Source organism: Bradyrhizobium sp. YR681 (assembly GCF_000282615.1).
Taxonomy (GTDB): Bacteria; Pseudomonadota; Alphaproteobacteria; order Rhizobiales; family Xanthobacteraceae; genus Bradyrhizobium.
On the sequence record NZ_AKIY01000046.1, the window covers coordinates 1 to 24779 of the forward strand.

22 protein-coding genes are annotated in these 24779 nt (G+C 64.4%); 6 read left to right on the top strand and 16 right to left on the bottom strand.

All coding sequences use genetic code 11. The annotated features are described in order from the left end of the window. Positions 1-46: 46 nt before the first annotated feature. Positions 47-1048: a 2-hydroxyacid dehydrogenase gene (locus tag PMI42_RS06480; RefSeq protein ID WP_008131759.1), complete on the bottom strand. Its 1002-nt coding sequence runs from the start codon at positions 1046-1048 to the stop codon at positions 47-49. Positions 1049-1376: 328 nt separating this feature from the next. Between PMI42_RS06480 and PMI42_RS06485 the strand changes: the two genes are divergently transcribed. Continuing rightward, on the top strand, positions 1377-1907 hold the full coding sequence (locus PMI42_RS06485) for an SH3 domain-containing protein (RefSeq protein WP_008131760.1): 531 nt from the start codon (positions 1377-1379) through the stop codon (positions 1905-1907). Positions 1908-2048: 141 nt separating this feature from the next. Here PMI42_RS06485 and irrA read toward each other — a convergent pair whose 3' ends face one another. Further along, a complete protein-coding gene (gene irrA, locus PMI42_RS06490; protein WP_008131763.1) occupies positions 2049-2540 on the bottom strand; it encodes an iron response transcriptional regulator IrrA in 492 nt (163 codons plus the stop codon). A 354-nt stretch (positions 2541-2894) separates the two neighbouring features. Between irrA and fabA the strand changes: the two genes are divergently transcribed. From fabA to fabI, 3 genes are all read left to right on the top strand, one after another. Then, positions 2895-3416: a bifunctional 3-hydroxydecanoyl-ACP dehydratase/trans-2-decenoyl-ACP isomerase gene (fabA, locus tag PMI42_RS06495; protein WP_008131765.1), complete on the top strand. Its 522-nt coding sequence runs from the start codon at positions 2895-2897 to the stop codon at positions 3414-3416. A gap of 40 nt (positions 3417-3456) precedes the next feature. Beyond that, on the top strand, positions 3457-4680 hold the full coding sequence (fabB, locus tag PMI42_RS06500) for a beta-ketoacyl-ACP synthase I (RefSeq protein WP_008131766.1): 1224 nt from the start codon (positions 3457-3459) through the stop codon (positions 4678-4680). 127 nt (positions 4681-4807) lie between these two features. After that, on the top strand, positions 4808-5608 hold the full coding sequence (gene fabI / locus PMI42_RS06505; RefSeq protein ID WP_008131768.1) for an enoyl-ACP reductase FabI: 801 nt from the start codon (positions 4808-4810) through the stop codon (positions 5606-5608). Positions 5609-5721: 113 nt separating this feature from the next. Here fabI and PMI42_RS06510 read toward each other — a convergent pair whose 3' ends face one another. From PMI42_RS06510 to PMI42_RS06530, 5 genes are all read right to left on the bottom strand, one after another. Next, positions 5722-6318, bottom strand: a complete 597-nt coding sequence (locus tag PMI42_RS06510) for a glutathione S-transferase family protein (RefSeq protein ID WP_008131770.1) — start codon at positions 6316-6318, stop codon at positions 5722-5724. A gap of 116 nt (positions 6319-6434) precedes the next feature. Then, a complete protein-coding gene (locus tag PMI42_RS06515) occupies positions 6435-7250 on the bottom strand; it encodes a hypothetical protein (RefSeq protein ID WP_008131773.1) in 816 nt (271 codons plus the stop codon). A 13-nt stretch (positions 7251-7263) separates the two neighbouring features. Beyond that, a complete protein-coding gene (locus tag PMI42_RS06520) occupies positions 7264-8097 on the bottom strand; it encodes a hypothetical protein (RefSeq protein WP_008131775.1) in 834 nt (277 codons plus the stop codon). Positions 8098-8188: 91 nt separating this feature from the next. After that, the gene (locus PMI42_RS06525; protein WP_008131777.1) at positions 8189-8653 is read right to left on the bottom strand and encodes a GNAT family N-acetyltransferase; all 465 of its coding nucleotides are present in this window, start codon (positions 8651-8653) and stop codon (positions 8189-8191) included. A 7-nt stretch (positions 8654-8660) separates the two neighbouring features. Next, entirely contained in the window at positions 8661-9587 is a 927-nt protein-coding gene (locus PMI42_RS06530; RefSeq protein ID WP_008131779.1) for a hydrogen peroxide-inducible genes activator, read from the bottom strand. A 114-nt stretch (positions 9588-9701) separates the two neighbouring features. On the opposite strand from PMI42_RS06530, the gene katG reads away from it, so the two are divergent. After that, on the top strand, positions 9702-11867 hold the full coding sequence (katG, locus tag PMI42_RS06535) for a catalase/peroxidase HPI (protein WP_008131781.1): 2166 nt from the start codon (positions 9702-9704) through the stop codon (positions 11865-11867). 69 nt (positions 11868-11936) lie between these two features. Here the strand turns inward: katG and PMI42_RS06540 are convergent, their stop codons facing one another. The 9 genes from PMI42_RS06540 to rimP all read right to left on the bottom strand — a co-directional run bounded on the left by PMI42_RS06540 (position 11937) and on the right by rimP (position 23326). Then, positions 11937-12665: a superoxide dismutase gene (locus PMI42_RS06540; protein WP_008131782.1), complete on the bottom strand. Its 729-nt coding sequence runs from the start codon at positions 12663-12665 to the stop codon at positions 11937-11939. A 205-nt stretch (positions 12666-12870) separates the two neighbouring features. Continuing rightward, positions 12871-15027 carry a polyribonucleotide nucleotidyltransferase gene (gene pnp, locus PMI42_RS06545; RefSeq protein ID WP_008131784.1) on the bottom strand — a complete coding sequence of 719 codons (2157 nt, stop codon included), beginning with the start codon at positions 15025-15027 and terminating at the stop codon, positions 12871-12873. Positions 15028-15490: 463 nt separating this feature from the next. Next, the gene (gene rpsO, locus PMI42_RS06550) at positions 15491-15760 is read right to left on the bottom strand and encodes a 30S ribosomal protein S15 (RefSeq protein ID WP_008131787.1); all 270 of its coding nucleotides are present in this window, start codon (positions 15758-15760) and stop codon (positions 15491-15493) included. A 2-nt stretch (positions 15761-15762) separates the two neighbouring features. Next, a complete protein-coding gene (gene truB / locus PMI42_RS06555) occupies positions 15763-16881 on the bottom strand; it encodes a tRNA pseudouridine(55) synthase TruB (RefSeq protein WP_008131789.1) in 1119 nt (372 codons plus the stop codon). Then, positions 16878-17312: a 30S ribosome-binding factor RbfA gene (rbfA, locus tag PMI42_RS06560; protein ID WP_035964705.1), complete on the bottom strand. Its 435-nt coding sequence runs from the start codon at positions 17310-17312 to the stop codon at positions 16878-16880. Before rbfA ends, truB begins: the two co-directional genes overlap by 4 nt. A gap of 156 nt (positions 17313-17468) precedes the next feature. After that, positions 17469-20177: a translation initiation factor IF-2 gene (infB, locus tag PMI42_RS06565; protein ID WP_008131792.1), complete on the bottom strand. Its 2709-nt coding sequence runs from the start codon at positions 20175-20177 to the stop codon at positions 17469-17471. A gap of 70 nt (positions 20178-20247) precedes the next feature. Beyond that, entirely contained in the window at positions 20248-20931 is a 684-nt protein-coding gene (locus tag PMI42_RS06570; RefSeq protein ID WP_008131794.1) for an RNA-binding protein, read from the bottom strand. A 23-nt stretch (positions 20932-20954) separates the two neighbouring features. Continuing rightward, a complete protein-coding gene (gene nusA / locus PMI42_RS06575; protein ID WP_008131797.1) occupies positions 20955-22565 on the bottom strand; it encodes a transcription termination factor NusA in 1611 nt (536 codons plus the stop codon). Positions 22566-22567: 2 nt separating this feature from the next. Continuing rightward, complete coding sequence (gene rimP / locus PMI42_RS06580; protein WP_008131799.1) at positions 22568-23326, bottom strand: ribosome maturation factor RimP; 759 nt, start codon at positions 23324-23326, stop codon at positions 22568-22570. Between the two features lie 363 nt (positions 23327-23689). On the opposite strand from rimP, the gene PMI42_RS06585 reads away from it, so the two are divergent. After that, complete coding sequence (locus PMI42_RS06585) at positions 23690-24772, top strand: DUF2336 domain-containing protein (RefSeq protein WP_008131801.1); 1083 nt, start codon at positions 23690-23692, stop codon at positions 24770-24772. Positions 24773-24779 lie beyond the last annotated feature (7 nt).

Here is a 24779-nt window from a genome sequence, read left to right on the forward strand (position 1 = left end):
CTGACTTACAAGGATGAGGATGGAGAGTGACGCGGCTGGTTAGGCCTCAGAGCATGCTCGGCAGCACGCGGTCCGGCGGCTTGTGGGCGTCGAGGAAGGTGCGGATGTTGATGATCACCTTCTCGCCCATCTCGACACGGCCTTCGATCGTGGCCGAGCCCATATGCGGCAGCAGCGTCACCTTGCCGGCCTTGGCGAGCCGCACCAGCTTGGGGTTCACCGCGGGCTCGTGCTCGTAGACGTCGAGCCCGGCGCCGCCGATCTCGCCGCCTTCGATCAGCTTGATCAGCGTGTCCTCGTCGGTGACTTCGCCGCGCGCGGTGTTGACGACGTAGGCGTCTTTCCGGATCAGCTTCAGCCGGCGCGCCGAGAGCAGATGGTAGGTTGCGGGCGTATGCGGACAGTTCACCGAGATGATGTCCATCCGCGCCAGCATCTGGTCGAGGCTTTCCCAATAGGTCGCACCAAGCTCTTCGGCGATCACAGGCGCGACGGGACGGCGGTTGTGATAGTGGATCTGCAGGCCGAAGGCGCGGGCGCGACGCGCGACCGCCTGGCCGATGCGGCCCATGCCGATGATGCCGAGGCGTTTTCCCCCGATGCGGTGGCCGAGCATCCAGGTCGGCGACCAGCCGGGCCAGGGCTTTCCTTCCGTCAGGATCGAGGCGCCTTCGATCATCCGGCGCGGCACGGCCAGGATCAGCGCCATGGTCATGTCGGCGGTGTCTTCGGTCAGAACTTTCGGCGTGTTGGTGACGGTGATGCCGCGGGCATGCGCGGCCTCGACGTCGATATTATCGACGCCGTTGCCGAAATTGGCGATCAGGCGCAGCTTGCAGTCGGGCTGGTTGACGATGTCGGCGGTGATGTGGTCGGTGACCGTTGGAACCAGCACGTCGGCGGTGCGCGCGGCCTCCGCGATCTGCTCGGCCGACATCGGTGTGTCCTCGAGATTGATCCGCGCGTCGAACAGCTCGCGCATCCGCGTTTCGATCGAATCCGGCAGCTTGCGCGTCACGACGACGAGGGGCTTTTTCTTCACCGACATGTCCTGCTCTCATGAGGCGTCGCTGGCCGCCCCTGTCGCCAAAGGCCGGCCGTTGAGGTCTCATTAACCCGGTTGTTCGACACTGACCTTGCCGTGTCTGTCCCCGGCGTTTCCTTCAAGCTCTCCCGACATTTCCGGCCGGAAAATCGGGACAAACTGGTTGTTTAAGCGTCCGTCCTCTCTAGCAGAAGGCCGGGCCAAGACAAGAACCACGGGTTAAGGCTTGGCGGAACACCCGCGTGGGGCGGGTCGGGGACGTCGCGGCAGGGTTTGGAATGTGGGGTGAGGACAGGGCATGACGCCCGGGTCTTCGACAGGAGACGGGTTGATGGCGTTGGGGCGTTTTTGTTCGGTGATGGCGCTCGTTTGCACGTGGTGGAGCGCCTCGGTCGGCCCCTCGCATTCGGCCAAGGACAGCACCCCCCAGACCGCCAGCGGCCTGCCGGTGCCGCGCTATGTCAGCCTCAAATCGGATCACGTGAATGTCCGCGCCGGCCCGACCAAGGACAATGACGTCGCCTGGGTCTACACCCGTTCGGGCCTGCCGGTCGAAATCACCGCCGAGTTCGAGAACTGGCGCCGGGTGCGCGATTCCGAGGGCGCCGAGGGCTGGGTCTATCACTCGCTGCTGTCGGGCCGCCGCACCGCGGTGGTCACCATGAAGCACAAGGACGACCTCGCGCCGATCTACGACCGGGCCGATCCCGACAGTGCCGTTGCGGCCAGGCTCCAGGCCGGTGTCGTCACGCAGGTCAAGAAGTGCACTGCAAACTGGTGCCGCGTCACCGGCAACGGCTTTGACGGCTGGATCCAGCAGGAGCGCCTGTGGGGCGTCTACGCCGACGAGCCGGTCAACTGACGCCGCAGGGCGGGGCGAGCTGCCGCTCCACCGTCATGCCCGGCTTGTCCCGGGCATTCGCGGACTTCCACGTCAGCCCAAAAACGTGGATGGCCGGGACAAGCCCGGCCATGACGACGAATTCAGCAGTTTCAGGCGATCTCAGCGCTTCTTGCGCAGGCGCACGACCATGTCGATGCGGGCGATCTCGTAACCTTCCGGCACCTCCGGCATCTTGGACAGCGCCAGATGCGGGTCCTCGATATCGACCAGCTCGTGGCTGTTCTCGAGGTAATAGTGGTGGTGCGTGGTGACGTTGGTGTCGAAATAGGTCTTGGTGCCGTCGACACTGACCTGGCGCAGCAGGCCGGCGTCGGTGAGCTGGTTCAGCGTGTTGTAGACGGTCGCCAGCGAGACCGGGACCTTGGCGAGCGTCGCTTCCTCGTAGAGCATTTCAGCCGTGAGGTGGCGTGCACCCTTGCCGAACAGCAGCCAGCCCAAGGCCATACGCTGACGCGTCGGGCGGAGACCGGCGGACTGAAGCATTTCGTTGACGTCGTGCCACGGGCAGCCGGTCAGCGCCGGCTGGCGGCCGGACAGGAGGGCCGCGGCATGGACGTCGTCGTCGTGATGGGGCGCGGTATTCTCGCTCATTTCCAGATTTCGGGCACGCGTGAACAATATCTCTCAGGCAATATAAGAACAGAAAGATGCAGATGCAAGTTTCTCGCAACTAGAGAGGTTCTAATCAGGCCTGGAACCGGGCGAGGACCCGTCATTTTACCTTCATGAGAGCGCTTTGCCACCGGAAACGCCTGTGTTAGAGAGCGCCCGGCTTCGCCTAGCCGATTGTGGCGCGGCCGGGCATTGAGGCCCGGTTTGCAGCTCCATCCGGGCTCTCGGCATTCGCGCCTGCTGACGACGGCAATTGTCGTTGCTTTCCGAACCGGACGGGGCCCATTTTTGCCAGAAACGCCGCTCAATCGGGGTTTGAACAGAGGCTTCCGCATGCTGAACAGGCGCAACGGTTACGAATATGAAGATCTGCTGGCATGTGCCCGCGGCGAGATGTTCGGCCCGGGCAACGCCCAGCTGCCGCTGCCGCCGATGCTGATGTTCGACCGCATCACTGACATCAGCGACAATGGGGGCGAGTTCGGCAAGGGCGTGGTGCGCGCCGAGCTCGACGTGAAGCCCGACCTCTGGTTTTTCGGCTGTCACTTCAAGAACGATCCTGTCATGCCCGGCTGCCTCGGCCTCGATGCGCTGTGGCAAATGGTCGGCTTTTATCTGGGCTGGAGTGGCGGTGAAGGTCGTGGCCGGGCGCTGGGTCTGAACGAGCTTAAGTTCAGTGGCCAGGTGCTGCCCGAGGCCCGCAAGGTTGTGTACAACGTCGATATCAAGCGCGTGATGCGCTCAAAGCTGGTGCTCGGTATCGCCGACGGGTGGCTTTCGGTCGATGACCAGATTATTTATCGCGCCAAGGATCTGAAGGTCGGCCTGTTCAAGCAGGGCGTGAGCCTGGGCTGAGCGCATCACAAAGAAAGACAACGATTTAGGCGAGGCTGTCATGAGGCGGGTTGTGGTCACCGGGATGGGCATCGTCTCGTCCATCGGAAACAACACCCAGGAGGTGCTTGCGAGCCTTCACGAGGCAAAGTCGGGCATTTCGCGGGCTGAGAAATATGCCGAGCTCGGCTTCCGTTCGCAGGTGCAGGGTGCACCGACGATCGATCCTGCGACGGTGGTCGACCGCCGTGCCATGCGCTTCCTCGGCCAGGGCGCCGGCTGGAATCACATCGCGATGGAGCAGGCGATCCAGGACTCCGGCCTGTCGCCCGAAGACGTCTCCAACATCCGCACCGGCATCATCATGGGCTCCGGCGGCCCCTCCGCGCGCACCATCGTCGAATCCGCCGACATCACCCGCACCAAGGGCCCCAAGCGTGTCGGGCCGTTTGCAGTGCCGAAGGCGATGTCGTCCACGGCCTCCGCGACGCTCGCGACCTGGTTCAAGATCAAGGGCGTGAACTATTCGATCTCCTCGGCCTGCGCGACCTCGAACCATTGCGTCGGCAATGCCTATGAGACCATCCAGATCGGCAAGCAGGACGTCATCTTCGCCGGCGGCTGCGAAGAGCTCGACTGGTCGCTCTCGGTGCTGTTCGACGCCATGGGCGCGATGTCCTCGAAATACAACGACACGCCCGCCACCGCCTCGCGTCCCTATGACGTCAACCGCGACGGTTTTGTCATTGCCGGCGGCGCGGGAGTCCTCGTGCTGGAAGAACTCGAGCATGCCAAGGCGCGCGGCGCGCGCATCTACGGCGAGATCGTCGGCTATGGCGCGACCTCGGATGGCTACGACATGGTCGCCCCGTCTGGTGAGGGCGCCGAGCGCTGCATGCGCATGGCGATGTCGACGGTGAAGACCAAGGTCGACTATATCAACCCGCACGCGACCTCGACGCCGGCCGGCGACCCGCCGGAGATCGACGCGCTCCGCCGCGTGTTCGGAAGTGGCGAGAAGTGCCCGCCGATCTCGGCGACCAAGGCGTTGACAGGTCACTCGCTGGGCGCGACCGGCGTGCAGGAGGCGATCTACTCGCTGCTGATGATGAACAACGGTTTCATCTGCGAGAGCGCGCACATCCAGGAGCTGGACCCCGTGTTCGCCGACATGCCGATCGTGCGCAAGCGCATCGACAACGTCAAGATCGGCACCGTGCTGTCGAACTCCTTCGGCTTCGGCGGCACCAACGCCACGCTGGTGTTCAGCCGGCTGGATGTGTGACGTCGTTGCGGACGCGCTGGTAGTTTGTCGTCATGGCCGGGCTCGTCCCGGCCATCCACGTCTTTGCTACTGGTTGCGGAAGAGCGTGGATGCCCGGGCATGACGGAGAGTGGAGAGTAATCGCGAGATGGAAGGTCTGATGAAGGGCAAGCGCGGTCTGATCATGGGCATCGCCAATGATCATTCGATCGCCTGGGGGATGGCGAAGACGCTGCACGCCCATGGTGCCGAGCTGGCCTTCACCTTCCAGGGCGAAGCCCTCGGCAAGCGGGTCAAGCCGCTGGCTGAATCGCTCGGCGTGGAATTGGTGCTGCCTTGCGACGTCGAGGACATCGCCAGCGTCGATGCCACATTCGACGTTCTGCGCGAAAAATGGGGCAAGCTCGACTTCGTCATCCACGCCATCGGCTTTGCCGACAAGAACGAGCTGAAGGGCCGCTACGCCGACACCAGCCGCGAGAATTTTTCGCGCACCATGGTGATCTCCTGCTTCTCCTTCACGGAGGTCGCCAAGCGCGCCGCCGAGCTGATGACGGAGGGCGGCAGCATGATCACGCTGACCTTCGGCGCCTCGGAGCGGTCCATGCCGAACTACAATGTGATGGGCGTTGCCAAGGCGGCGCTGGAAGCCTCGGTGCGCTATCTCGCCTCCGATTTCGGACCACGCGGCATTCGCGTCAACGCGATCTCCGCCGGCCCCATCCGCACGCTCGCCGGCTCCGGCATCGGCGAGGCGCGCGCGATGTTCGCCTTCATGCAAAAACATTCGCCGCTCCGCCGCGGCGTCACGCTCGACGAGCTGGGCGGCTCGGCGCTGTATCTGCTGTCGGACCTCTCCGGCGGCGTGACCGGCGAAATCCACTACGTCGATTCCGGCTACAACATCGTCCTGATGCCGCGGCCGGACGATTTGAAGACGCCAGATTAGTTTCGTAGTTCCGTAGGGTGGGCAAAGGAGCGTCAGCGACGTGCCCGCCATCTCTCAATAATCGCGACCAGATGGTGGGCACGCTTCGCTTTGCCCATCCTACGAGAGCTCACCTAGCCCGCCGCGATTTTCTCCGCGCGCTGGAACGCCGGCCGCGCCGTGCAGCGATCGAGATAGGCATCGAAGGCGGGGCGCGACGGCACCATCTTGAACCGGCGCACCGCGAAGTTCAGGCCGGAGCCGACCGTGATGTCGGCGGCGGAAAATTCCTCGCCGAGAATCCACGGCCCCTCGGCGAGTGCTGCCTCCAGCACGTCGAACACCTGCGTTGCGCTGCCCCAGGCCGCGGTCGAGGTCGGGATCTCGATCTTGGTGAAGATCTGGATGATGGCGGGTTCGATGCAGCCCGGCGAAAAGAACAGCCATTGCAGATAGCGCGCGCGGCGCGGATCGGTCACGGCGGGTGCAAGCCTGGTCTCGGGATAGCGGTCGGCGATGTAGGCGCAGATCGCCGCGGCTTCACCGAGCGCGGCATCGCCGTCGCTCAGCGCCGGCACCTTGCCCATCGGGTTGACCTTCAGATAGTCCGGCGCCTTCTGCGCGCCGGTCGAGATGTCGGTCAGCACGCGCTCATAGGGCAGGCCGCTCTCCTCCATCAGCCAGAGCGTCGTGAACGAGCGCGAGCGGGGTGACCAATAGAGCTTGATCATGGTGCGGAACCTTTCATCGGGCGTAGACGGGCGCGGGCCCATTCATCGCGTGTTTGCGTCGGATACACAACGCACTACGCCTGGCCGGACGAGCCGCTCTGCGAACGACATCTTGGTCAACGCGACGGAGGCGAGCGTTGCAGCAGGGCCGGCAGTGTCTTGTCGAGGCTCTTTGTCAGCATCGCGCGTACACCATCGCGCAGCACCGGATTGTTGACTGCATCCGCCGGCTTCTCCGGAAACATCGCGCGGTCCACCTGCATGGACGGCCCGCCAAGCGGATTGTGCATTACGCGCTCCGCAAATGTGTCCTCGGTCGTCAAGGCTGGCGCCTCCCTGATCAACGCGAAAGTCGCACCGTCATAGACCCTGATGTACATCATGGCGAAGAGGTGTACTGGCCCATTGAGAGGGTATTGCGAGATGCCAATGCCGAATTCGCGCTGGCTTCCGCCATGCCTGTGCACGACGACATAGCGTTCGCAGTGGAGCTTCGTTGCCAGAAGCCGAACGAAATTCTCGATGTCGGATGCAACGCGGTAAGAGGCAAACAGGCGCGGCTGGTCACGGCCTCCGGCCTTGAGATCGTCCTTCGTGAAGGGAATTCTCCTCACGGAACTGCCCGGTGCGGCGGCGCGAACGCGCGAGACGACGAGGTCGTCGAGCCCCCATGTCGCAACAGAGACTCGCGAATAGTTGTCCAGGAGGGTGATTGGCCCGAATTTCTCGACCATGAAGACAATACCGGCGATCGGAATCACGCCGATCTGGCAGGGGCCGCGCTCAATTGGCGCGCTTGGCGCGGCCGTTGCCGGCTTCCTGAGCGCGGGCCTGACCATTTCCTGCTTCGGGAACGACTGTACGCGGTCTTCCGCCGGAGACATCAGCGCATAAGAAGCCAGGGCGGCTGCAACGACCAGAATGTTGATCATGCTCAGGCACTGCTCACGGTGCGAAATACGGCGGCAAGATTTTGTCCAGCCGCTCCGTCAGGAAATCGCGCATGTTGTCGCGCAGGATCGTGTTGTTGGCGGCGTCGGTCGCTGTGGCCGGAAACAGGGCATTGTCCATTTTGTGCAGATGTGGGTCTTGCCCGAAGCCGTCAGCCATGTGCTTCACGACACCTTCCAGCGTCAGGGCAGGCCCCTTCCTGATTTCGAAGGTCTGGCCGTCGAACACGGTCACGCCGACATAGGCGTACAGGAACGTATAACTGATGATGCCGATGCCGCGATTGAACATGCCCAGTCCTCGCAGTGGCAGATTGGTCCCCGGCAGCACCCCCTCGCCCCGCGTCACGACGACATATCGTTCGCAGCCGGCATTGCCCGCGATCTGACGGATCAGGGTTGACAGTTCTTCGCGTTCGTTGCGAAACAGACTGGGCTTCGGGTGATAGAAGGCGTCGAACGTGCCTTTGGCGTAGGCAATTCGCCGTACCGGCGTGGCACCTGCTGCCGCACGCACTCGTGCGAAAACAACATCGTCAAGGCCCCAGGACACGGGCACTTCCGCATATTCGTTTCCGAACACCGTCAGGCCGATCTTCTCGACGACGAACGGGTCCTGCGTCGCCGCGATCACGCCGATGCCGCAGGGACCTGAAGTCGCTGGCTCCGCAGGTTTGGCCGGAGCCTTCGGCTTCGCCGCCTTCTTGGGTGCCGGCTTGGCCGGTGCCGCAGCTTGAGCGGGAGGCGCGGTGGGTGCGGGAGGGGTTTGCGCGACCGCCGAGCCAAGCATGGACAGCAGCGCGATCAGCGAGACAGCAATTCGAACCATGGATTCCGGGAGATCAGAGGCAGGAGGTTATCGGCCACGCCACACTAGGTGGGGATCGTGACAACCGCAAGCTGCGGCCGGCGGTCGGTGCCTATCCGGCAGGGCGCTGCCGCTTCCACCGATAGCACTTCATCATGAAGCCGGTCACCGGATTCACCACCTCGGTCTCGCACACAAAGCCTTCGCGTTCATACGAGCGCCAGGCTTTTTCATTCTCGCGCACGCAGCGCAGTTCGATCTCATCGGGCAATTGCGTGCGCGTGAAGGCGAGCAGTTGCCGGCCGAGCGATTGGCCCTGATAGGCGGGGGCGACGAAGAGCTGGTCGAGATAAAACTTTGGCAGATGCAGCGCCAGCATGGCGGCGATGGTGCCGTTGTCGTCGGCGGCGTACAGGGTCCAGCCGTCCTCGATCTCGCGCCTGACACGTGCGCGCAGATTCGACAGCAGAAAGTTGCTCGCCTCGGCAAGCCCGGTCGAGACCCGGCTCTCCATCCAGACACGGGCGATCTCGTCATATTCGTCGGCGCGGGCCAGGCGGATGACGGGAAGTGACATCGCGGCCTCAGGCCTTCTGACCGCGCACGGATGGTCGGGCGCGTACCTTGCCGGCCGACAGGCACACCACCTCGGAAATCTGCAGCAGCTGCCGCGCCAGCGGGCTGGTCTTGCGCCAGACCATGCCGATCGTGCGCGAAGGCTCGGGGTCGCGAAAGCGCGACAGCGAAACCGAGGCCGACCGCGTCTCCACCGGCACCGCCATTTCCGGAATCAGGGTGACGCCGATGCCGGCGCTGACCATCTGCACCAGCGTCGACAGCGAATTCGCATCCAGCATCTCGCGTGGCGGTGCCGATTGCATGTTGCAGAACGACAGCGCCTGGTCGCGGAAGCAGTGCCCCTCCTCGAGCAGCAGCAGCCGCATCTCCCGCATCATCTCGCGCGAAGGCGCAGGCGTTCCGGCATCCGTGCCGGGCCGCACCAGCAAAAATTTCTCCTCGAACAGGGCGACCTCGGTGAGCGAGGGCTCCGACACCGGCAGCGCGACGATGGCGGTGTCGAGCCGCCCCTCCAGCAGTTCCTGAATCAGCCGCGGCGTCATCGTCTCGCGCACGCGGATGTCGAGCTCCGGATGCAGGCGGGTGAGATTCTTGGTGATCGTTGGCAGCAAATACGGCGCGATCGTCGGGATCATGCCGATGCGCAGCCGGCCGGCGAAGCGATCCTGCGAGGCGCGGGCGAAATCGCCGAGTTCGTCGACCGAGCGCAGGATGTCGCGGACGCGCTGGGCGAGTTCCTCGCCGAACCGGGTCAGCGCGACCTGCCGCGCGCTGCGCTCCAGCAGCAGGCCGCCGAGCGTCTCTTCCAGTTCCTTGATCTGCATCGACAACGCCGGCTGCGAGATCGAACAGGATTCGGCCGCGCGACCGAAATGACCATGGCGTGCCAGCGCATCGAAGTACCGGAGCTGGCGCAGCGTCAGATTGATCATCAGAAAATCCTATCGCAGCGATCATTAAAGTCAACTTTACCTGATCGAAGGCGACGCTTAGAGTGGTTCTACCTGGTCAATGGCGCGAGTTCGACGCCACCAGAGGAGGTATTCATGGACGACACTTCGAAGTGCCCGTTTTCGGGTGGAAAACGCGTACCGGCGAACCGTGATTGGTGGCCAACCCAGCTCAGCATCGAGATGCTGCACAAGAATTCCGACAAGTCCGATCCGATGGGCAAGGGCTTCGACTACGCCAAGGAATTCAAGTCGCTCGACCTCAACGCGGTCATCAAGGACCTGACCGCCCTGATGACGGATTCGCAGGAATGGTGGCCGGCCGACTTCGGTCATTACGGCGGTCTCATGATCCGCATGGCCTGGCACAGCGCGGGCACCTATCGCACCACCGACGGCCGCGGTGGCGCCGGCGCCGGTCAGCAGCGTTTCGCGCCGCTCAACTCCTGGCCCGACAACGCCAACCTCGACAAGGCGCGCCGGCTGCTCTGGCCGATCAAGCAGAAATATGGCCGCAAGATTTCCTGGGCCGATCTGATGGTGCTCGCCGGCAACGTCGCGCTGGAATCGATGGGCTTCAAGACATTCGGTTTTGCCGGCGGCCGCGTCGACGTGTGGGAGCCGGAAGAGCTTTACTGGGGTCCCGAAGGCACCTGGCTAGGCGATGAGCGCTACAGTGGCGAACGCGAGCTCGCCGAGCCGCTCGGCGCGGTGCAGATGGGCCTCATTTACGTCAACCCGGAAGGTCCGAACGGCAAGCCGGATCCGGTCGCCGCGGCCAAGGACATCCGCGAGACCTTCGCCCGCATGGCGATGAACGACGAGGAAACCGTCGCGCTGATCGCGGGTGGCCACAGCTTCGGCAAGACCCACGGTGCGGGCGATCCCTCGCTGGTCGGTCCGGAGCCGGAGGCGGGCGCGCTGGAAGATCAGGGCCTCGGCTGGAAGAGCAAGCACGCGTCGGGCCACTCGGGCGATGCCATCACCAGCGGTCTCGAAGTGACGTGGACGACCACGCCGACCAAGTGGAGCAACAACTTCTTCGAGAACCTGTTCAACTTCGAATGGGAGCTGACGAAGAGCCCGGGCGGTGCGCAGCAGTGGACGGCCAAGGGCGCCGACGCGATCATTCCCGACGCCTTCGACAAATCGAAGAAGCATCGGCCGACCATGCTGACGACCGACCTCTCGCTGCGCATGGATCCGGCCTACGAGAAGATCTCGCGTCGTTTCCTCGAAAACCCTGCTCAGTTCGCGGACGCTTTTGCCCGTGCCTGGTTCAAGCTGACCCACCGCGACATGGGTCCGATCCAGCGCTATCTCGGCCCGCTGGTGCCGAAGGAGAAGCTGATCTGGCAGGATCCGATCCCGGCCGTGAATCACGAGCTGGCCAGCGATCAGGACATCGCCGCGCTGAAGACCAAGATCCTGGCTTCGGGTCTCTCGGTCTCCGAGCTGGTCTCGACCGCGTGGGCGTCGGCCTCGACGTTCCGTGGCTCGGACAAGCGCGGCGGCGCCAACGGCGCGCGCATCCGGCTTGCTCCGCAGAAGGACTGGGAGGTGAACCAGCCGGCCCAGCTCTCCAAGGTGCTCGGCAAGCTCGAAGCGATCCAGAAGGACTTCAACGCGTCGTCGGGCGCGAAGAAGGTCTCGCTCGCGGACCTCATCGTGCTCGGCGGCACCGCCGCGGTGGAGAAGGCCGCGAAGGATGCCGGCGTCGACGTCAAGGTCGGCTTCACGCCGGGCCGCATGGACGCTTCGCAGGAGCAGACCGATGCCGCCTCCTTCGCGCCGCTGGAGCCGCGGGCTGATGGCTTCCGCAACTATGTCGGCAAGCGGCATCAGTTCATGCAGCAGGAAGAGGCGCTCGTCGATCGCGCGCAGCTGCTCCGGCTCACCGGGCCCGAGATGACGGCGCTCGTCGGCGGCCTGCGCGTGCTCGGTGCCAACGCGGGCAATTCGAAGAGCGGCGCGCTCACCTCCAAGGTGGGAACGCTGACCAACGACTTCTTCGTCAACCTGCTCGACATGAGCACGCAGTGGACGCCGGCGGCCGACGGCGCTTACGAGGGCCGTGACCGCAAGACCAACGCGGTCAAGTGGACTGCTACGCGCGTCGACCTGATCTTCGGCGCGCACTCGCAGCTTCGCGCCTACGCCGAGGTCTATGCCACGTCCGACGCCAAGGAGCAGTTCGTGCAGGACTTCGCCGAGGCCTGGACCAAGGTGATGAACCTCGACCGCTACGACATCGCTGCCTGATCCCGATCGGCAAGCGACAAACAAAAGGGCGGCCGAGAGGCCGCCCTTTTTCTTGTCCCCGGATTGTCGTCACACGTCGAGTGTGCCGGCCTTGGCGGCGGCGTAGCGCTCGCCCACGACTTTCCAGTTCACCGTATTCCACCATGCCTTGAGATAATCGGCGCGGCGATTCTGGTAGTTCAGATAATAGGCGTGCTCCCAGACATCGTTACCGAGCAACGCGCGCTTGCCGTCCATCATCGGGTTGTCCTGGTTGGGACGCGTCTCGATCGCGAGCTTGCCATCCTTGCTCACGGTCACGAACACCCAGCCGGAGCCGAACACGCGTCCGCCGGCGGCGTTGAAGTCGGTCTGGAATTTCTCCAGGCCGCCGAGGTCGCTGTCGATTGCGGCGAGCACGGCGCCTTCCGGCTTGCCGCCGTTCGGTCCCATGATCTGCCAGAACATCGTGTGGTTGGCATGTCCGCCCATGCTGTTGCGGACGCCGGTGCGGATCGCTTCCGGCACGGCGCCGAGATTGCCCAGCACTTCGCTGACCGGCTTTTCCGCGATCTGCGGATTGTCCTTGGCGAAATTGTTCAGGTTGGTGATGAACGCCTGGTGATGCCGGTCGTGATGGATCTCCATCGTCTTGGCATCGATATGCGGTTCCAGCGCGTTCGCCGGATAGGCCAGCGGATCGAGCTTGAACGGCCCTGTGGGCGCCATGGTAGCCTGCGCGAACACACGCGGGGCAGAGGCAACCGCGACCAGGCCGGTTGCAGCGAACATGAGACGGCGCCGGGATAGGGATGACATGTGGTTCTCCTGTCTGGGTCGATCTGCCGATCAAGCGCGCGGCGATGCGAACAGGTACGCAGCAGCCGGCATCCCGGGTTTCGATCGCAGTCATTGTGACGCTGCGACGGAATCGCACATGGCCAATCCGGTGGTGCAGATCGCAAGCGACAAACAAAAAGGGCGGCCTCTCGGCCGCCCTTCGTGTGTCCGATGAGAGCGAGGCTTACTCGCCGGCCGCTTCGCGCGGGGCCTTCTCGCCGTCGCCGCCCTTGCCCTCGAGGTCTTCGCCGGTGGTCTGGTCGACGACCTTCATCGACAGGCGGGTCTTGCCGCGATCGTCGAAGCCGAGCAGCTTGACCTTGACCTTGTCGCCTTCCTTGACGACGTCGGAGGTCTTCTGCACGCGCGCCGAAGCGAGCTGGCTGATGTGGACGAGGCCGTCCTTGGAACCGAAGAAGTTCACGAAGGCGCCGAACTCCATCACCTTGACGACGGTGCCGTCATAGATCTGGCCGACTTCCGGATCGGACGCGATCGACTTGATCCACTTGATCGCGGCCTTCATCGCCTCGCCGTCGGAGGAGGCGACCTTCACGGTGCCGTCGTCCTCGATGTTGACCTTGGCGCCAGTCTTCTCGACGATCTCGCGGATCACTTTGCCGCCGGTGCCGATCACTTCGCGGATCTTGTCGGTGGCGATCTTGAAGGTCTCGATGCGCGGCGCGTATTCGCCGAGCTCGGCGCGGGCGTTGGTGAGCGCTTTGGCCATCTCGCCGAGGATGTGGATGCGTCCATCCTTGGCCTGACCGAGCGCGACCTTCATGATCTCCTCGGTGATGCCCTCGATCTTGATGTCCATCTGGAGCGAGGTGATGCCCTGCTCCGTACCGGCGACCTTGAAGTCCATGTCGCCGAGATGGTCCTCGTCACCGAGGATGTCCGACAGAACCGCAAAGCGCTTGTCTTCGAGGATCAGGCCCATCGCGATGCCGGCGGTCGGCCGCTTCAGCGGCACGCCCGCGTCCATCAGCGCCAGCGAGGCGCCGCAGACCGAAGCCATCGACGAGGAGCCGTTGGACTCGGTGATCTCCGAGACCACGCGGATCGTGTACGGGAACTCGTGATGGGGCGGCAGCACGGGGTGGATCGCGCGCCAGGCCAGCTTGCCGTGGCCGATCTCGCGGCGCTTGGTGCCGCCGAGGCGACCGGTCTCACCGACCGAGTAGGGAGGGAAGTTGTAGTGCAGCAGGAACGTCTCTTTGTACGTTCCCGACAGCGCGTCGATGTACTGCTCATCCTCGCCGGTGCCGAGCGTGGTCACGACCAGGCCCTGGGTCTCGCCGCGGGTGAACAGCGCCGAACCGTGGGCGCGAGGCAGCACGCCGACTTCGGCGACGATGTTGCGCACGGTCTTGGAATCGCGGCCGTCGATGCGCTTGCCGGTGTCGAGGATGTTCCAGCGAACGATCTTCGCTTCCAGCTCCTTGAACACGGCGCCGATGCGCAGCTTGTCGTATTTCGGCTCCTGCCCTTCGGGGAAGTAGTGGGCGATCACCTTTTCCTTGACCTTGCCGACCGCGGCGTAGCGATCCTGCTTGACCGGAATGGCGTAGGCGGCGCGCAGCTCCTGCTCGACGAGGCCGAGCATTTCCTTCTCGAGCGCGGCATTGTCGATGACGGTGACTTCGCGCGGCTCCTTGGCGGCCTTCTCGGCGAGCTCGATGATCGCGTTGATGACCGGCTGGAAGTGGCGGTGACCGAACATCACGGCGCCGAGCATGATGTCTTCGTTCAGCTCCTTGGCTTCCGATTCCACCATCAGCACGGCGTCGGCGGTGCCGGCGACGACCAGGTCGAGCTGGGTGTCGACCATCTCGTCGAGCGTCGGGTTGAGGACGTATTCGTCATTGACGAAGCCGACGCGCGCGGCGCCGATCGGGCCCTTGAAGGGCGCGCCCGACAGGGTCAGAGCGGCGGACGATGCCACCAGCGCCACGATGTCCGGATCGTTCTCCATGTCGTGCGACAGCACGGTGGCGATCACCTGGGTCTCGTTGCGCCAGCCGTCGACGAACAGCGGACGGATCGGACGGTCGATCAGGCGGGAGACCAGCGTCTCCTTCTCGGTCGGACGGCCCTCGCGCTTGAAATAGCCGCCGGGAATGCGGCCCGCGGCGTAGGTCTTTTCCTGATAGTCGACGGTCAGCGGCAGGAAGTCGACGCCTTCACGCGGGGACTTCGCCGCGACGACGGTGGCAAGCACCACGGTCTCGCCATAGGTGGCGACGACGGCGCCGTCGGCCTGACGCGCGATCTTGCCGGTTTCGAGCTTGAGAGGGCGTCCGCCCCAGTCGATCTCGACTGAATGCTTATTGAACATAGAGGTCTTCTTTCATGGGTTCTCGAAAGAAGGGACGGCCCGAAAAACAAAAACCATGTCAAGATTGCGGGACGCTGATCGGAGCGGGCGATCAGCGTCCTGCGATCCTGCCATGGTTTTCGGATTTCGGATGGCATCCATCCTTTCGGGTCATACGGGCGCCTTGCCCGTTGTGCCCAGCCGCCGGATTGCTGCTGGACTGTCAGTCGGCACGAACGCGAACACCGAATTGCGGTCTTCGCCGATCATGCCCCGGATGCGAATCATCGCTCGAGTATGATCCGGAAAAGTGCGAAGCGGTTTTCCGGCAAGATCATGCTCAAACAACGATCCAAAGTGCGATTCCTATCGCGCTTTGGGCCCGCACCCGACGCGCACGCAGCCTCGATCAAAAACCTTTAAGCAAACGCTTTCGTTCGAAACCACGCGCGAAAACGCGCGCCGTTGGCGCGCGCAGGAACTCTTAACGACGAATGTTGTGCTTCTCGAGCAGCGCCTTGTAACGCGCCTCGTCCCGCTTCTTGAGATAGTCGAGCAGCGAGCGGCGGGTCGAGACCAGCTTCAAGAGGCCGCGACGCGAATGGTTGTCCTTCACGTGGGTCTTGAAATGGTTGGTGAGGTTGTTGATGCGTTCCGACAGGATCGCGACCTGAACCTCCGGCGAGCCGGTGTCGCCGGCCTTGTTGGCATTCGTCTTGATGACTTCCGCTTTGCGTTCTGCGGCAATCGACATCGTCAATTTCTCTCGTTGCGACCGGAGCTGGCAGTCAGGCCGGTCAGGTTGAACACACGCTTGGGGATGATTTCGCCATTGCCAACTTCAGCAAGCGCCAAAAGGCGGCCTGCTACCGTGACATAGACTGTGCCGCTACTAGTGGGCGCATCCCGTCCGCGCAACAAAACGGCCTGGCCCCGATGGAGCCTTGCCGCATCAGCCCGAGTGACGGCCAGTGCCGGGATGTCGTCCAGCGCGGTCTCAACGGGCATAAGCGCGTCGGCGAGGCTGCCCTCGCCGGACGCGGCTCTATCGCATAAAGCCTCCAACTGATCCAGCGGAATCATGTCGTTTTCGTCAAATGGGCCGACCAGGGTCCGCCGGAGCGCGCAGATATGGCCGTAAGTGCCGAGAATCCGGCCCATATCGCGGGCCAGCGCCCGGACATAGGTGCCCTTGCCGCACTCGGCCTCGAACACGGCCCGATCGTTATCTGGTTGATCCACAAGGGTTAAATGGTGAATTTCGACCGGGCGGGGGGCCAATTCCACGATCTCGCCGTCGCGGGCGAGGTCATAGGCGCGCTCGCCCTGGACCTTGATCGCGGAATAGCGCGGCGGGATCTGCTCGATCACCCCCGTGAAGCGCGGCAGCAGCGCCAGGATGGCCTCGCGGGTCGGGCGCTGGTCGGAGGTCGCGGTGACCCGGCCCTCGATGTCGTCGGTGTCGCGCTCCTCGCCCCAGCACACCGTGAACTGGTAGCGCTTGCGGCCGTCCATGACGAAGGGGACCGTCTTGGTGGCTTCTCCGAGCGCAATGGGCAGGCCGCCGGAAGCGAGCGGATCGAGCGTGCCGGCATGTCCCGCGCGCTTGGCGTTGAACAGGCGCTTGAGCACGGCGACGGCTTGCGTCGAGGTCATGCCGATCGGCTTGTCGAGCACGACCCAGCCATGGACGTCGCGGCGGTCGCGGCGAACCTGGTTGCCCTTCTGCTGCTTGGCGCGCGGATCGTTGTTGACGCGGCGCGGCTCCTGACGCGGCTGCGAATTGCCACCGAGATCCGCGAAATTATTTTTCTGCACGTCGCGCGCATCGGCCTCTTCGTCGCCGATCGTGCCGTGAGCCGGGTCCATCGTCATTGCTCTTCTTCCCGATCCTGATCCGGATCCTGTTCCAGGTCTCTTTGCACCGCAGGTGTTCGCAAAAGCTTCTCGATCCGTTCCGCTTCGTCGAATCGCTCGTCGACGCGGAAGCGAAGATCAGGTGCAAATTTCAGGTTAACGCGCCGCGCGACTTCGCCGCGCAGGAATTTCTTGTTGCGCTCGAGCGCGGCGAGAACCATTTCGGTGTCGCGGCCGCCGAGCGGCATCACGTAGATCGTCGCGAGCTTCAAATCGGGCGACATCCGCACCTCCGGCACGGTGATGATGTGACCTTCGAGGTCCGCATCATGCACGCTGCCTTGCGCCAGAATCTCGGCTATCGCGTGGCGAACCTGTTCGCCGACACGCAACTGACGTTGCGAGCCTCCGCCTGGCGCGGAACTTTTCTTCTGATGGTGGCGGGGCATCTGTGAAAATCACCTCGTCATGCCCGCGTTTGGGACACGAGCATTGTCATTTGTCCTGTTGAAACGAATGCGGTGCGGATGGCCGGAATAAATCCGGCCATCGCACTCCCGCAATTTCAGCTCAAAAAGATCCGGGCGCTTCGGTAAGATTTGGACTTACAGGGAGCGCTGGATCGTCTCCACACGGTAACACTCGATCACGTCACCGGCACGCATGTCGTGGTAGTTCTCGAAGGCCATGCCGCATTCCTGGCCGGACTGGACTTCCTTCACTTCGTCCTTGAAGCGCTTCAGCGTCGACAGCTTGCCTTCGTGCACGACGACGTTGTCGCGGATCAGGCGCACATTGGCGCCGCGTTCCACGGTGCCGTCGGTGACGCGGCAGCCGGCGACCTTGCCGACCTTGGAGATGTTGAAGATCTCCAGGATCGAGGCGTTGCCCAGCATGGTTTCGCGCAAGGTCGGCGCGAGCAGGCCGCTCATCGCCTTCTTTATGTCGTCCACGAGGTCGTAGATGATGTTGTAGTAGCGGATCTCGATGCCGTTGCGCTTGGCGGCCGCAGCGGCCTCCTTGTTGGCACGAACCGAGAAGCCGAGGATCACGGCGTTGAAGCCTTCCGCGAGCGTCACGTCCGACTCCGAGATGCCGCCGACGCCGGCATGCAGGATGCGGGCGGCGACTTCGTCGGTGCCGAGCTTCTCCAGCGAGCCGAGGATCGCTTCCAGCGAGCCCTGCACGTCGGCCTTGATGATCAGCGGGAATTCCTTGCGGCCCGCCGTCTTCAATTGCGACATCATCTGCTCGAGCGAGCCGCGCATGCCGGAGATCGAGGCAGCCGCGTTCTCGCGCTTCTGATGCGCGCGGTAGCTGGTGACCTGGCGGGCGCGGGCTTCGTTCTCGACCACGGCGAGACGATCGCCGGCTTCCGGCGGACCGTTGAAGCCGAGCACTTCGACCGGCACCGAGGGACCGGCTTCCTGAACCGTCTCGCCCTGATCCGAGATCAGCGCGCGGACACGGCCCATCTCGGCGCCGGCGACGATGATGTCGCCGACACGAAGCGTGCCGCGCTGGACCAGCACGGTGGCGACCGGACCACGGCCGCGATCGAGCTTGGCTTCGATCACGGTGCCTTCGGCCGGACGCTCCGAATTGGTCTTCAGGTCGAGGATGTCGGCCTGCAGTGCGATCATCTCGAGCAGCTTGTCGAGATTGGTCTTGTTCTTGGCCGACACTTCGACGTCGACGACTTCGCCGCCGAAGGATTCCACCTGCACCTCGTGCTGGAGCAGCTCGGTGCGCACGCGCTCGGGCTTGGCATCGGGCTTGTCGATCTTGTTGATGGCAACGATGATCGGCACCCGCGCCGCCTTGGCGTGGTTGATGGCTTCGATCGTCTGCGGCATGACGCCGTCATCGGCCGCAACCACCAGCACGACGATGTCGGTGACCTTGGCGCCGCGGGCGCGCATCGCGGTGAACGCGGCGTGGCCGGGCGTGTCGATGAAGGTGATCTTCTTGCCGCTCTCGGGCGACAGCACCTGATAGGCGCCGATGTGCTGGGTGATGCCGCCGGCTTCGCCGGAGACCACGTTGGCATGACGGAGCGCATCGAGCAGCGAGGTCTTGCCGTGATCGACGTGACCCATCACGGTCACCACGGGTGAACGCGTCTCGGTGTCGGTGGAATCGTCGGTGGCGTCGAACAGGCCTTCTTCGACGTCGGAGGCGGCAACGCGCTTGACGGTGTGACCGAGTTCTTCGGCGATCAGCTGCGCGGTGTCGGCGTCGATCACGTCGGTGATTTTGTGAATCGCACCCTGCTTCATCAGCATGCGGATGATTTCCACCGCGCGCTCGGCCATGCGGTTGGCGAGCTCCTGGATCGTGATCGCTTCCGGAATGACCACCTCGCGGATGAGCTTTTCCTTCGGCTCGTTCGAGGCGTGGCCCTTCAGGCGCTGGGTGCGGCGGCGGAACGAGGCGATCGAGCGCTCGCGCACTTCGTCGGCGTTGAGAGCGGTGACGACGGTCAGGCGGCCGCGCTCTTTCTGCGGGCCGGGCTTGTGGGTGGGCTTGGGGGCCACCACAGGACGCGCAGCACCGCCGGGACCGCGACGGATCTGGCGCGGACCATCGTCCTCGTCAGGGCCGGCTGCGACCGCGGGAGCGCGACCCAGCGGGCCGCCTGTCGGCCGTGCCGTGGTCGTTCCGGGGCGCGCCGTCGTTGTTCCCGGGCGTGCGGTGGTCGTCGTGGCGCCGGGGCGCGCTGCGGGCGCGCCGGGACGCGGCGCGGGAGCGGCCGGAGCCGCAGCAGCTGCGGGGCGGGGCGCGGACGGCTGTTCGCCTTCGCCAAAACGCTTCTTGGCTTCGGTCTCGGCCTTGCGCTTGGCTTCGTCCTCGTGCCGGTGCCGCTCTTCCTCGGCCTTGCGGCGGGATTCGGCGGCTTCGCGCTCGGCGCGCTCGGCGGCCTCGCGAACCGCGCGGCGCTGGGCCTCTTCCTCGGCCTGGCGGCGTTCTTCGACTTCGCGCACCTTGGCATCGGCCAGCGCGCTGGCGCGGGCGGAACGTTCGTCCTCGGTCAGCGTCCGCAGCACCACGCCCGAGCCGGAGTTGCGCGGCGGTGCAGGGCGCGAGGGAGCGGGCGCAGGCGCGGCCGGTGCCGGCTTTGCAACAACCGTGGGGGCCTGCGGCTCAGGGCTGCCGTCGACGCGGCGCTTGCCGCGCTTCTCGACCACGACCTGCTTGCTGCGGCCATGGCTGAAGCTCTGGCGGACAGTGCCCGTTTCGACGCGCGGCTTGAGCGATAGCGTCTTGCTCGGAACGCTCAGCTTCTTGTCGTCAGGGGTCTTGGTATCAACCATTCAGCAGTCCTAATCCTGATTTATAAGTGTTGTGCGTTGCCGCACCGTCCTATCGGGTGGTCGTTGTCTCTCAGAAATCCTGGCCGGGCTCTTCGGCAGTCTTGTCAGCGTCCGCCATCCGGTATCGGACCAGCATCTGGCTACGTGACAGGAATGACTTGCTCGCCGGGCCCGCGAGCAGGGCAGCATGTATCACATTTGACCGGGTAAGTGCCAAATCCAATTCTACTGATTTAAGTGCGGTAACGACCGGAATCTGCGGCTTGGCGCCGCGATTTCCGGCATTTTGGCGTGCCAGCGTGTCCAATTTGCGGATTCCGTCCGCGGCCCCGTCGCTGGCGTGGATCAGGACCTCGACCGTGCCTTCCCGCAAGCAGCTCTCGACCTTGCCGAAGCCGGCCACGATCTGGCCGGCCTTGGCGGCAATTCCAAGGGCTTCCGTCACGCTCCGAACCAGGAGCGCCTCGATGTCGGCGGGAAGCGTCTGGGGAATGCGCAACTCGCGCTTGAAGGCCTTGCTAAATTGGTGACGCCGCACGGCTTCCGCAACCACCTCGCGCGAGGCGGTGACCCACATGCCGCGCCCGGGCAGCTTGCGCTTGAGATCGGGAACTATGTCGCCTTGCGGCGAGACGACGAAGCGGATCAGCTCGTCGATCGGCCGGACCTCGCGGCTGACCGCGCACATCCGCATGGTCGCGGACCTTTCGGTCCGCGGGCCATGGTCGAGATCGTGGTCAGTATCGGCGAGCATCCGGGCGACATTCTCCTTTGCCCTTAAGCCGGCTGGTCTTCAGCCGCCTCGGCCTCTTCGGCCGGCTTGGCCAGGTCAGCCTCGGTGATCCAGCCGGCCTTGACGCGCGCCTGCATGATCATGGCCTCGGCATCGTCGCGGGAGACGTCCAGACCATCGAGCGCGCCGGCGAACTTGGTCTGCTCGCCGCCTTCCTTGCGCTCGGTCCAGCCGACCAGATCGTCGGTGGCGCAGCCGGCGAGGTCGTCGACGGTCTTGATGTCGTTCTCGCCGAACTTCACCAGCATCTTCGAGGTCACGCCGGGCACGTCCTTGACCGCGTCCTCGACGCCGAGTTCCTTGCGCTTGGCCTCGAGCTCGGCTTCCAGCTGCTCGAGATATTCGCGGGCACGGTTCTGGAGCTCCTGGGCGGTCTCCTCGTCGAAACCCTCGATGCCGGCGAGTTCCTTGACGTCGACCATGGCGAGTTCCTCGACCGAGGTGAAGCCTTCGGACGCCAGCAACTGGCCGACCACTTCGTCGACGTTGAGCGATTCCATGAAGACGCGGGTGGAGTTCTCGAAGTCGGCCTGGCGGCGCTCCGATTCCTCCTGCTCGGTCAGGATGTCGATGTCCCAGCCGGTGAGCTGCGAGGCCAGACGCACGTTCTGGCCGCGGCGGCCGATCGCCAGCGAGAGCTGGTTGTTGGTATCGGGCACCACGACCTCGATACGCTCGCGGTCTTCGTCGATGACGACCTTGGAGACTTCCGCCGGCGCCAGCGCGTTGACCACGAAGGTCGCGATGTCGGGCGACCACGGGATGATGTCGATCTTCTCGCCCTGCAATTCGTTCACCACGGCCTGCACGCGCGAGCCGCGCATGCCGACGCAGGCGCCGACCGGATCGACCGAGGAATCGCGGGAAATCACGCCGATTTTCGCGCGCGAGCCCGGATCGCGGGCCACCGCCTTGATCTCGACGATGCCGTCGTAGATTTCAGGCACTTCCTGCGCGAACAGTTTTGCCATGAACTGCGGATGGGTGCGGGACAGGAAGATCTGCGGGCCGCGGGTCTCGCGACGGACGTCGAAGATGTAGGCGCGGACGCGGTCGCCGTTGCGGAACACTTCGCGCGGCAGCATCTCGTCGCGGCGGATGATGGCTTCACCGCGGCCGAGATCGACGATCACGCTGCCATATTCGACGCGCTTGACGACGCCGTTGACGATGTCGCCGATGCGGTCCTTGAATTCCTGATATTGCCGGTCGCGCTCGGCCTCGCGAACCTTCTGCACGATGACCTGCTTGGCCGACTGCGCGGCGATGCGGCCATATTCCAGCGGCGGCAGCGTGTCGGCGATGGTGTCGCCGACCTGGGCGCCGGGATTGGCGCGCTGGGCATCGACCAGCGAGATCTGGTTGGAATGGTTCTCGACCTTCTCGACCACCAGCATGTGGCGTGACAGCCGCAGCTCGCCCTTCTTGGGGTCGATTTCGGCATGAACGTCAGTTTCGCTGCCGTAGCGAGCTCGCGCCGCCTTGGCGATGGCATCCTCCATCGCCGCGATGACGATGCCGCGGTCGATCGATTTTTCGCGGGCGACGGCGTCCGCGATCTGGAGCAATTCGAGTCGATTGGCGCTGACTGCCATGGCTAGTCTCCTTCGTCAGGCTCGATCTCGCCACGCCGCGCGCGTTCGGCGGCAAGGCGATGTTTCTTCGTATTGGTCGGGGCCGGCTTTTTCTTTTGCGGCTTGGTGTTCTTGGTGATCTTCGCGCTGATCTCCGCGTGCGGTGCAGCCGGCGGCTCGATGCCGAGTTCGCGGCGCATCTGGCGTTCCTGCGCCTTGCCGCGGCGCATGGATTCCGCGATCAGCTCGTCGGTCAGCACCAGACGGGCCTCGCCGATATCTTCCATCGTCAGGAGAACGTCGGCGGCATCATTCGCCTTGACGTCGTCGCGATGCAGATGCACGCGGTCGCCTTCGACGTCGCCGAGCGTGCCACGGAACCGTTTGCGCCCTTCATGGGCGACCGCCATGTCGATCTTCACCAGATGGCCAACATAACGCTCGAAATCGGAGCGGCGCACCAGCGGACGGTCGATCCCCGGCGAGGAGATTTCCAGCCGGTAGGCGCGATCGATGGGGTCGGCGACGTCGAGCACGGGCGACAGGGCCCGCGAGATCGCCTCGCAATCCTCGAGCTGCATCGAGCCGTCCGGCCGCTCGGCCATGATCTGCACGGTGCAGCCGGCTTCCCCGGAAATGCGGATCCGCACCAGGCGGTAGCCCATGCCCTCGAGCACCGGACCTGCGACCGCGGACACCCGTGCCGCCACGCCCGGCTCGACCACGAGCCTCGGCTCGGCCAGCAATTCGGCATCCGTGGAACCAGTGTTCGGTTCGGTCATATCAGGGGTCAAGGCGCTCGAATGGTTAAGGCTTGGTTAGGACTTCAAAGCCCTCTATGGAACTTCCCCGACGGCGCGTCGGGCCGCATCTTCCGCCAAGCCGCGTTCAGGTAATAAAAAAGAGCGGGTCCTTTCGGGCCCACTCTCACTACGCGGATCGTATGAGAAGATGAATTGGCGCTGATATAGCCCTTTCCGCCTTCTCGGACAAGGCCCATCGCAGGCCAAACGGGGCTTTTTGCGCCCGCCTCGTGGGCCCCCGGCGCAACGCTTCCTTCACCTCCGAGGCCTAAATTCCCCGATTGTGGGGCGGCTTGGACCAAGGGCGCACCCGCGGCGTGCCCTGTACGAGTTTGCGTTTTCATGACCGTTGCCACGTCGCTCATTCCCGGACTGGACGATATCGTCAAACGCGGCGACCCCAGGCGTCGCGGCGAGATCGCGCGTGCCATCGCCGAACTGTTCTTCCAGGATCCCGCCCAGCTCCGCCCTGAGCTCATCGATCTCTTCGACGATCTCTTGATCGATCTCGTGCCGCATGCCGAGCTCGCCTCGCGCGTCGATCTGGCCGAACGCTTCTCGCGCCTGGACAACGCACCACCGCATCTGGTCAATCAGCTCGCGCGCGAAAACGAGATCATGGTGGCAGGCCCAGTGCTGCGCCGCTCGCCCGTGCTCGACGAAGCCGCCCTGGTCGAGATCGCGCGGCTGAAGGGCCAGGGCCATCTGCTGGCGATGACCGATCGTCCGGTCTTGCCGGCTGTCGTGACCGACGTGCTGGTCGAGCGCGGCGATCGCGACGTGGTGCGTCGCGCCGCCGGCAATGCCGGCGCGGTGTTCTCGCCCGGCAGCTATTCCGAGCTGATCAAGCGTGCCGCGCAGGACGGCGTGCTGACGCTGAGGATCGGCCAGCGCAACGATCTCTCCGGCGAGCATCTGAAAGAGCTTCTCAACGGCACGCTCGACGTCATCCGCCGCCGTCTCTCCACCGTGGTCAATCCCGCGCGTCAGGTCGAGATCAAGCGCGCGATGGCCGCAATCGAGGAAGCCGCGCTGCCGCCGGGGCCGCGGCGCGATTTCTCCTCGGCACAGCGCACGGTGCTGGCCCTGCACCGCGAGGGGCATCTCGGCGAGAGCGCGCTGCTCGGCTTTGCCAAGGCGCACAAATACGAGGAATCGATCGCCTCGCTCTCGGCGATGGCCGGCATCCGCCTTTCGATTCTCGGCCGGCTGGTCGCCGGCGACCGCTACGATCCGATCCTGATCCTGGGGCGGATGCTGAACCTGGGCTGGCCGACGGTGCGCGCGCTGATCCTGCTGTGGTACGGCCCGCATCGCACGCCGGCCGATGCCGACATCGAGGCGGCCCGCATGAACTTCACGCGCCTGATGCCGTCGACGGCCGAGCGCGTCGTGAAATTCTGGCGCAACCGGCAGACGATCTAGACTCACT

Coding starts and splice junctions, on each gene's coding strand:
- PMI42_RS06480 (WP_008131759.1), bottom strand. CDS start 1,048: ATGTCGGTGAAGAAAAAGCCCCTCGTCGTCGTGACGCGCAAGCTGCCG.
- PMI42_RS06485 (WP_008131760.1), top strand. CDS start 1,377: ATGGCGTTGGGGCGTTTTTGTTCGGTGATGGCGCTCGTTTGCACGTGG.
- irrA (WP_008131763.1), bottom strand. CDS start 2,540: ATGAGCGAGAATACCGCGCCCCATCACGACGACGACGTCCATGCCGCG.
- fabA (WP_008131765.1), top strand. CDS start 2,895: ATGCTGAACAGGCGCAACGGTTACGAATATGAAGATCTGCTGGCATGT.
- fabB (WP_008131766.1), top strand. CDS start 3,457: ATGAGGCGGGTTGTGGTCACCGGGATGGGCATCGTCTCGTCCATCGGA.
- fabI (WP_008131768.1), top strand. CDS start 4,808: ATGGAAGGTCTGATGAAGGGCAAGCGCGGTCTGATCATGGGCATCGCC.
- PMI42_RS06510 (WP_008131770.1), bottom strand. CDS start 6,318: ATGATCAAGCTCTATTGGTCACCCCGCTCGCGCTCGTTCACGACGCTC.
- PMI42_RS06515 (WP_008131773.1), bottom strand. CDS start 7,250: ATGATCAACATTCTGGTCGTTGCAGCCGCCCTGGCTTCTTATGCGCTG.
- PMI42_RS06520 (WP_008131775.1), bottom strand. CDS start 8,097: ATGGTTCGAATTGCTGTCTCGCTGATCGCGCTGCTGTCCATGCTTGGC.
- PMI42_RS06525 (WP_008131777.1), bottom strand. CDS start 8,653: ATGTCACTTCCCGTCATCCGCCTGGCCCGCGCCGACGAATATGACGAG.
- PMI42_RS06530 (WP_008131779.1), bottom strand. CDS start 9,587: ATGATCAATCTGACGCTGCGCCAGCTCCGGTACTTCGATGCGCTGGCA.
- katG (WP_008131781.1), top strand. CDS start 9,702: ATGGACGACACTTCGAAGTGCCCGTTTTCGGGTGGAAAACGCGTACCG.
- PMI42_RS06540 (WP_008131782.1), bottom strand. CDS start 12,665: ATGTCATCCCTATCCCGGCGCCGTCTCATGTTCGCTGCAACCGGCCTG.
- pnp (WP_008131784.1), bottom strand. CDS start 15,027: ATGTTCAATAAGCATTCAGTCGAGATCGACTGGGGCGGACGCCCTCTC.
- rpsO (WP_008131787.1), bottom strand. CDS start 15,760: ATGTCGATTGCCGCAGAACGCAAAGCGGAAGTCATCAAGACGAATGCC.
- truB (WP_008131789.1), bottom strand. CDS start 16,881: ATGACGATGGACCCGGCTCACGGCACGATCGGCGACGAAGAGGCCGAT.
- rbfA (WP_035964705.1), bottom strand. CDS start 17,312: ATGCCCCGCCACCATCAGAAGAAAAGTTCCGCGCCAGGCGGAGGCTCG.
- infB (WP_008131792.1), bottom strand. CDS start 20,177: ATGGTTGATACCAAGACCCCTGACGACAAGAAGCTGAGCGTTCCGAGC.
- PMI42_RS06570 (WP_008131794.1), bottom strand. CDS start 20,931: ATGCTCGCCGATACTGACCACGATCTCGACCATGGCCCGCGGACCGAA.
- nusA (WP_008131797.1), bottom strand. CDS start 22,565: ATGGCAGTCAGCGCCAATCGACTCGAATTGCTCCAGATCGCGGACGCC.
- rimP (WP_008131799.1), bottom strand. CDS start 23,326: ATGACCGAACCGAACACTGGTTCCACGGATGCCGAATTGCTGGCCGAG.
- PMI42_RS06585 (WP_008131801.1), top strand. CDS start 23,690: ATGACCGTTGCCACGTCGCTCATTCCCGGACTGGACGATATCGTCAAA.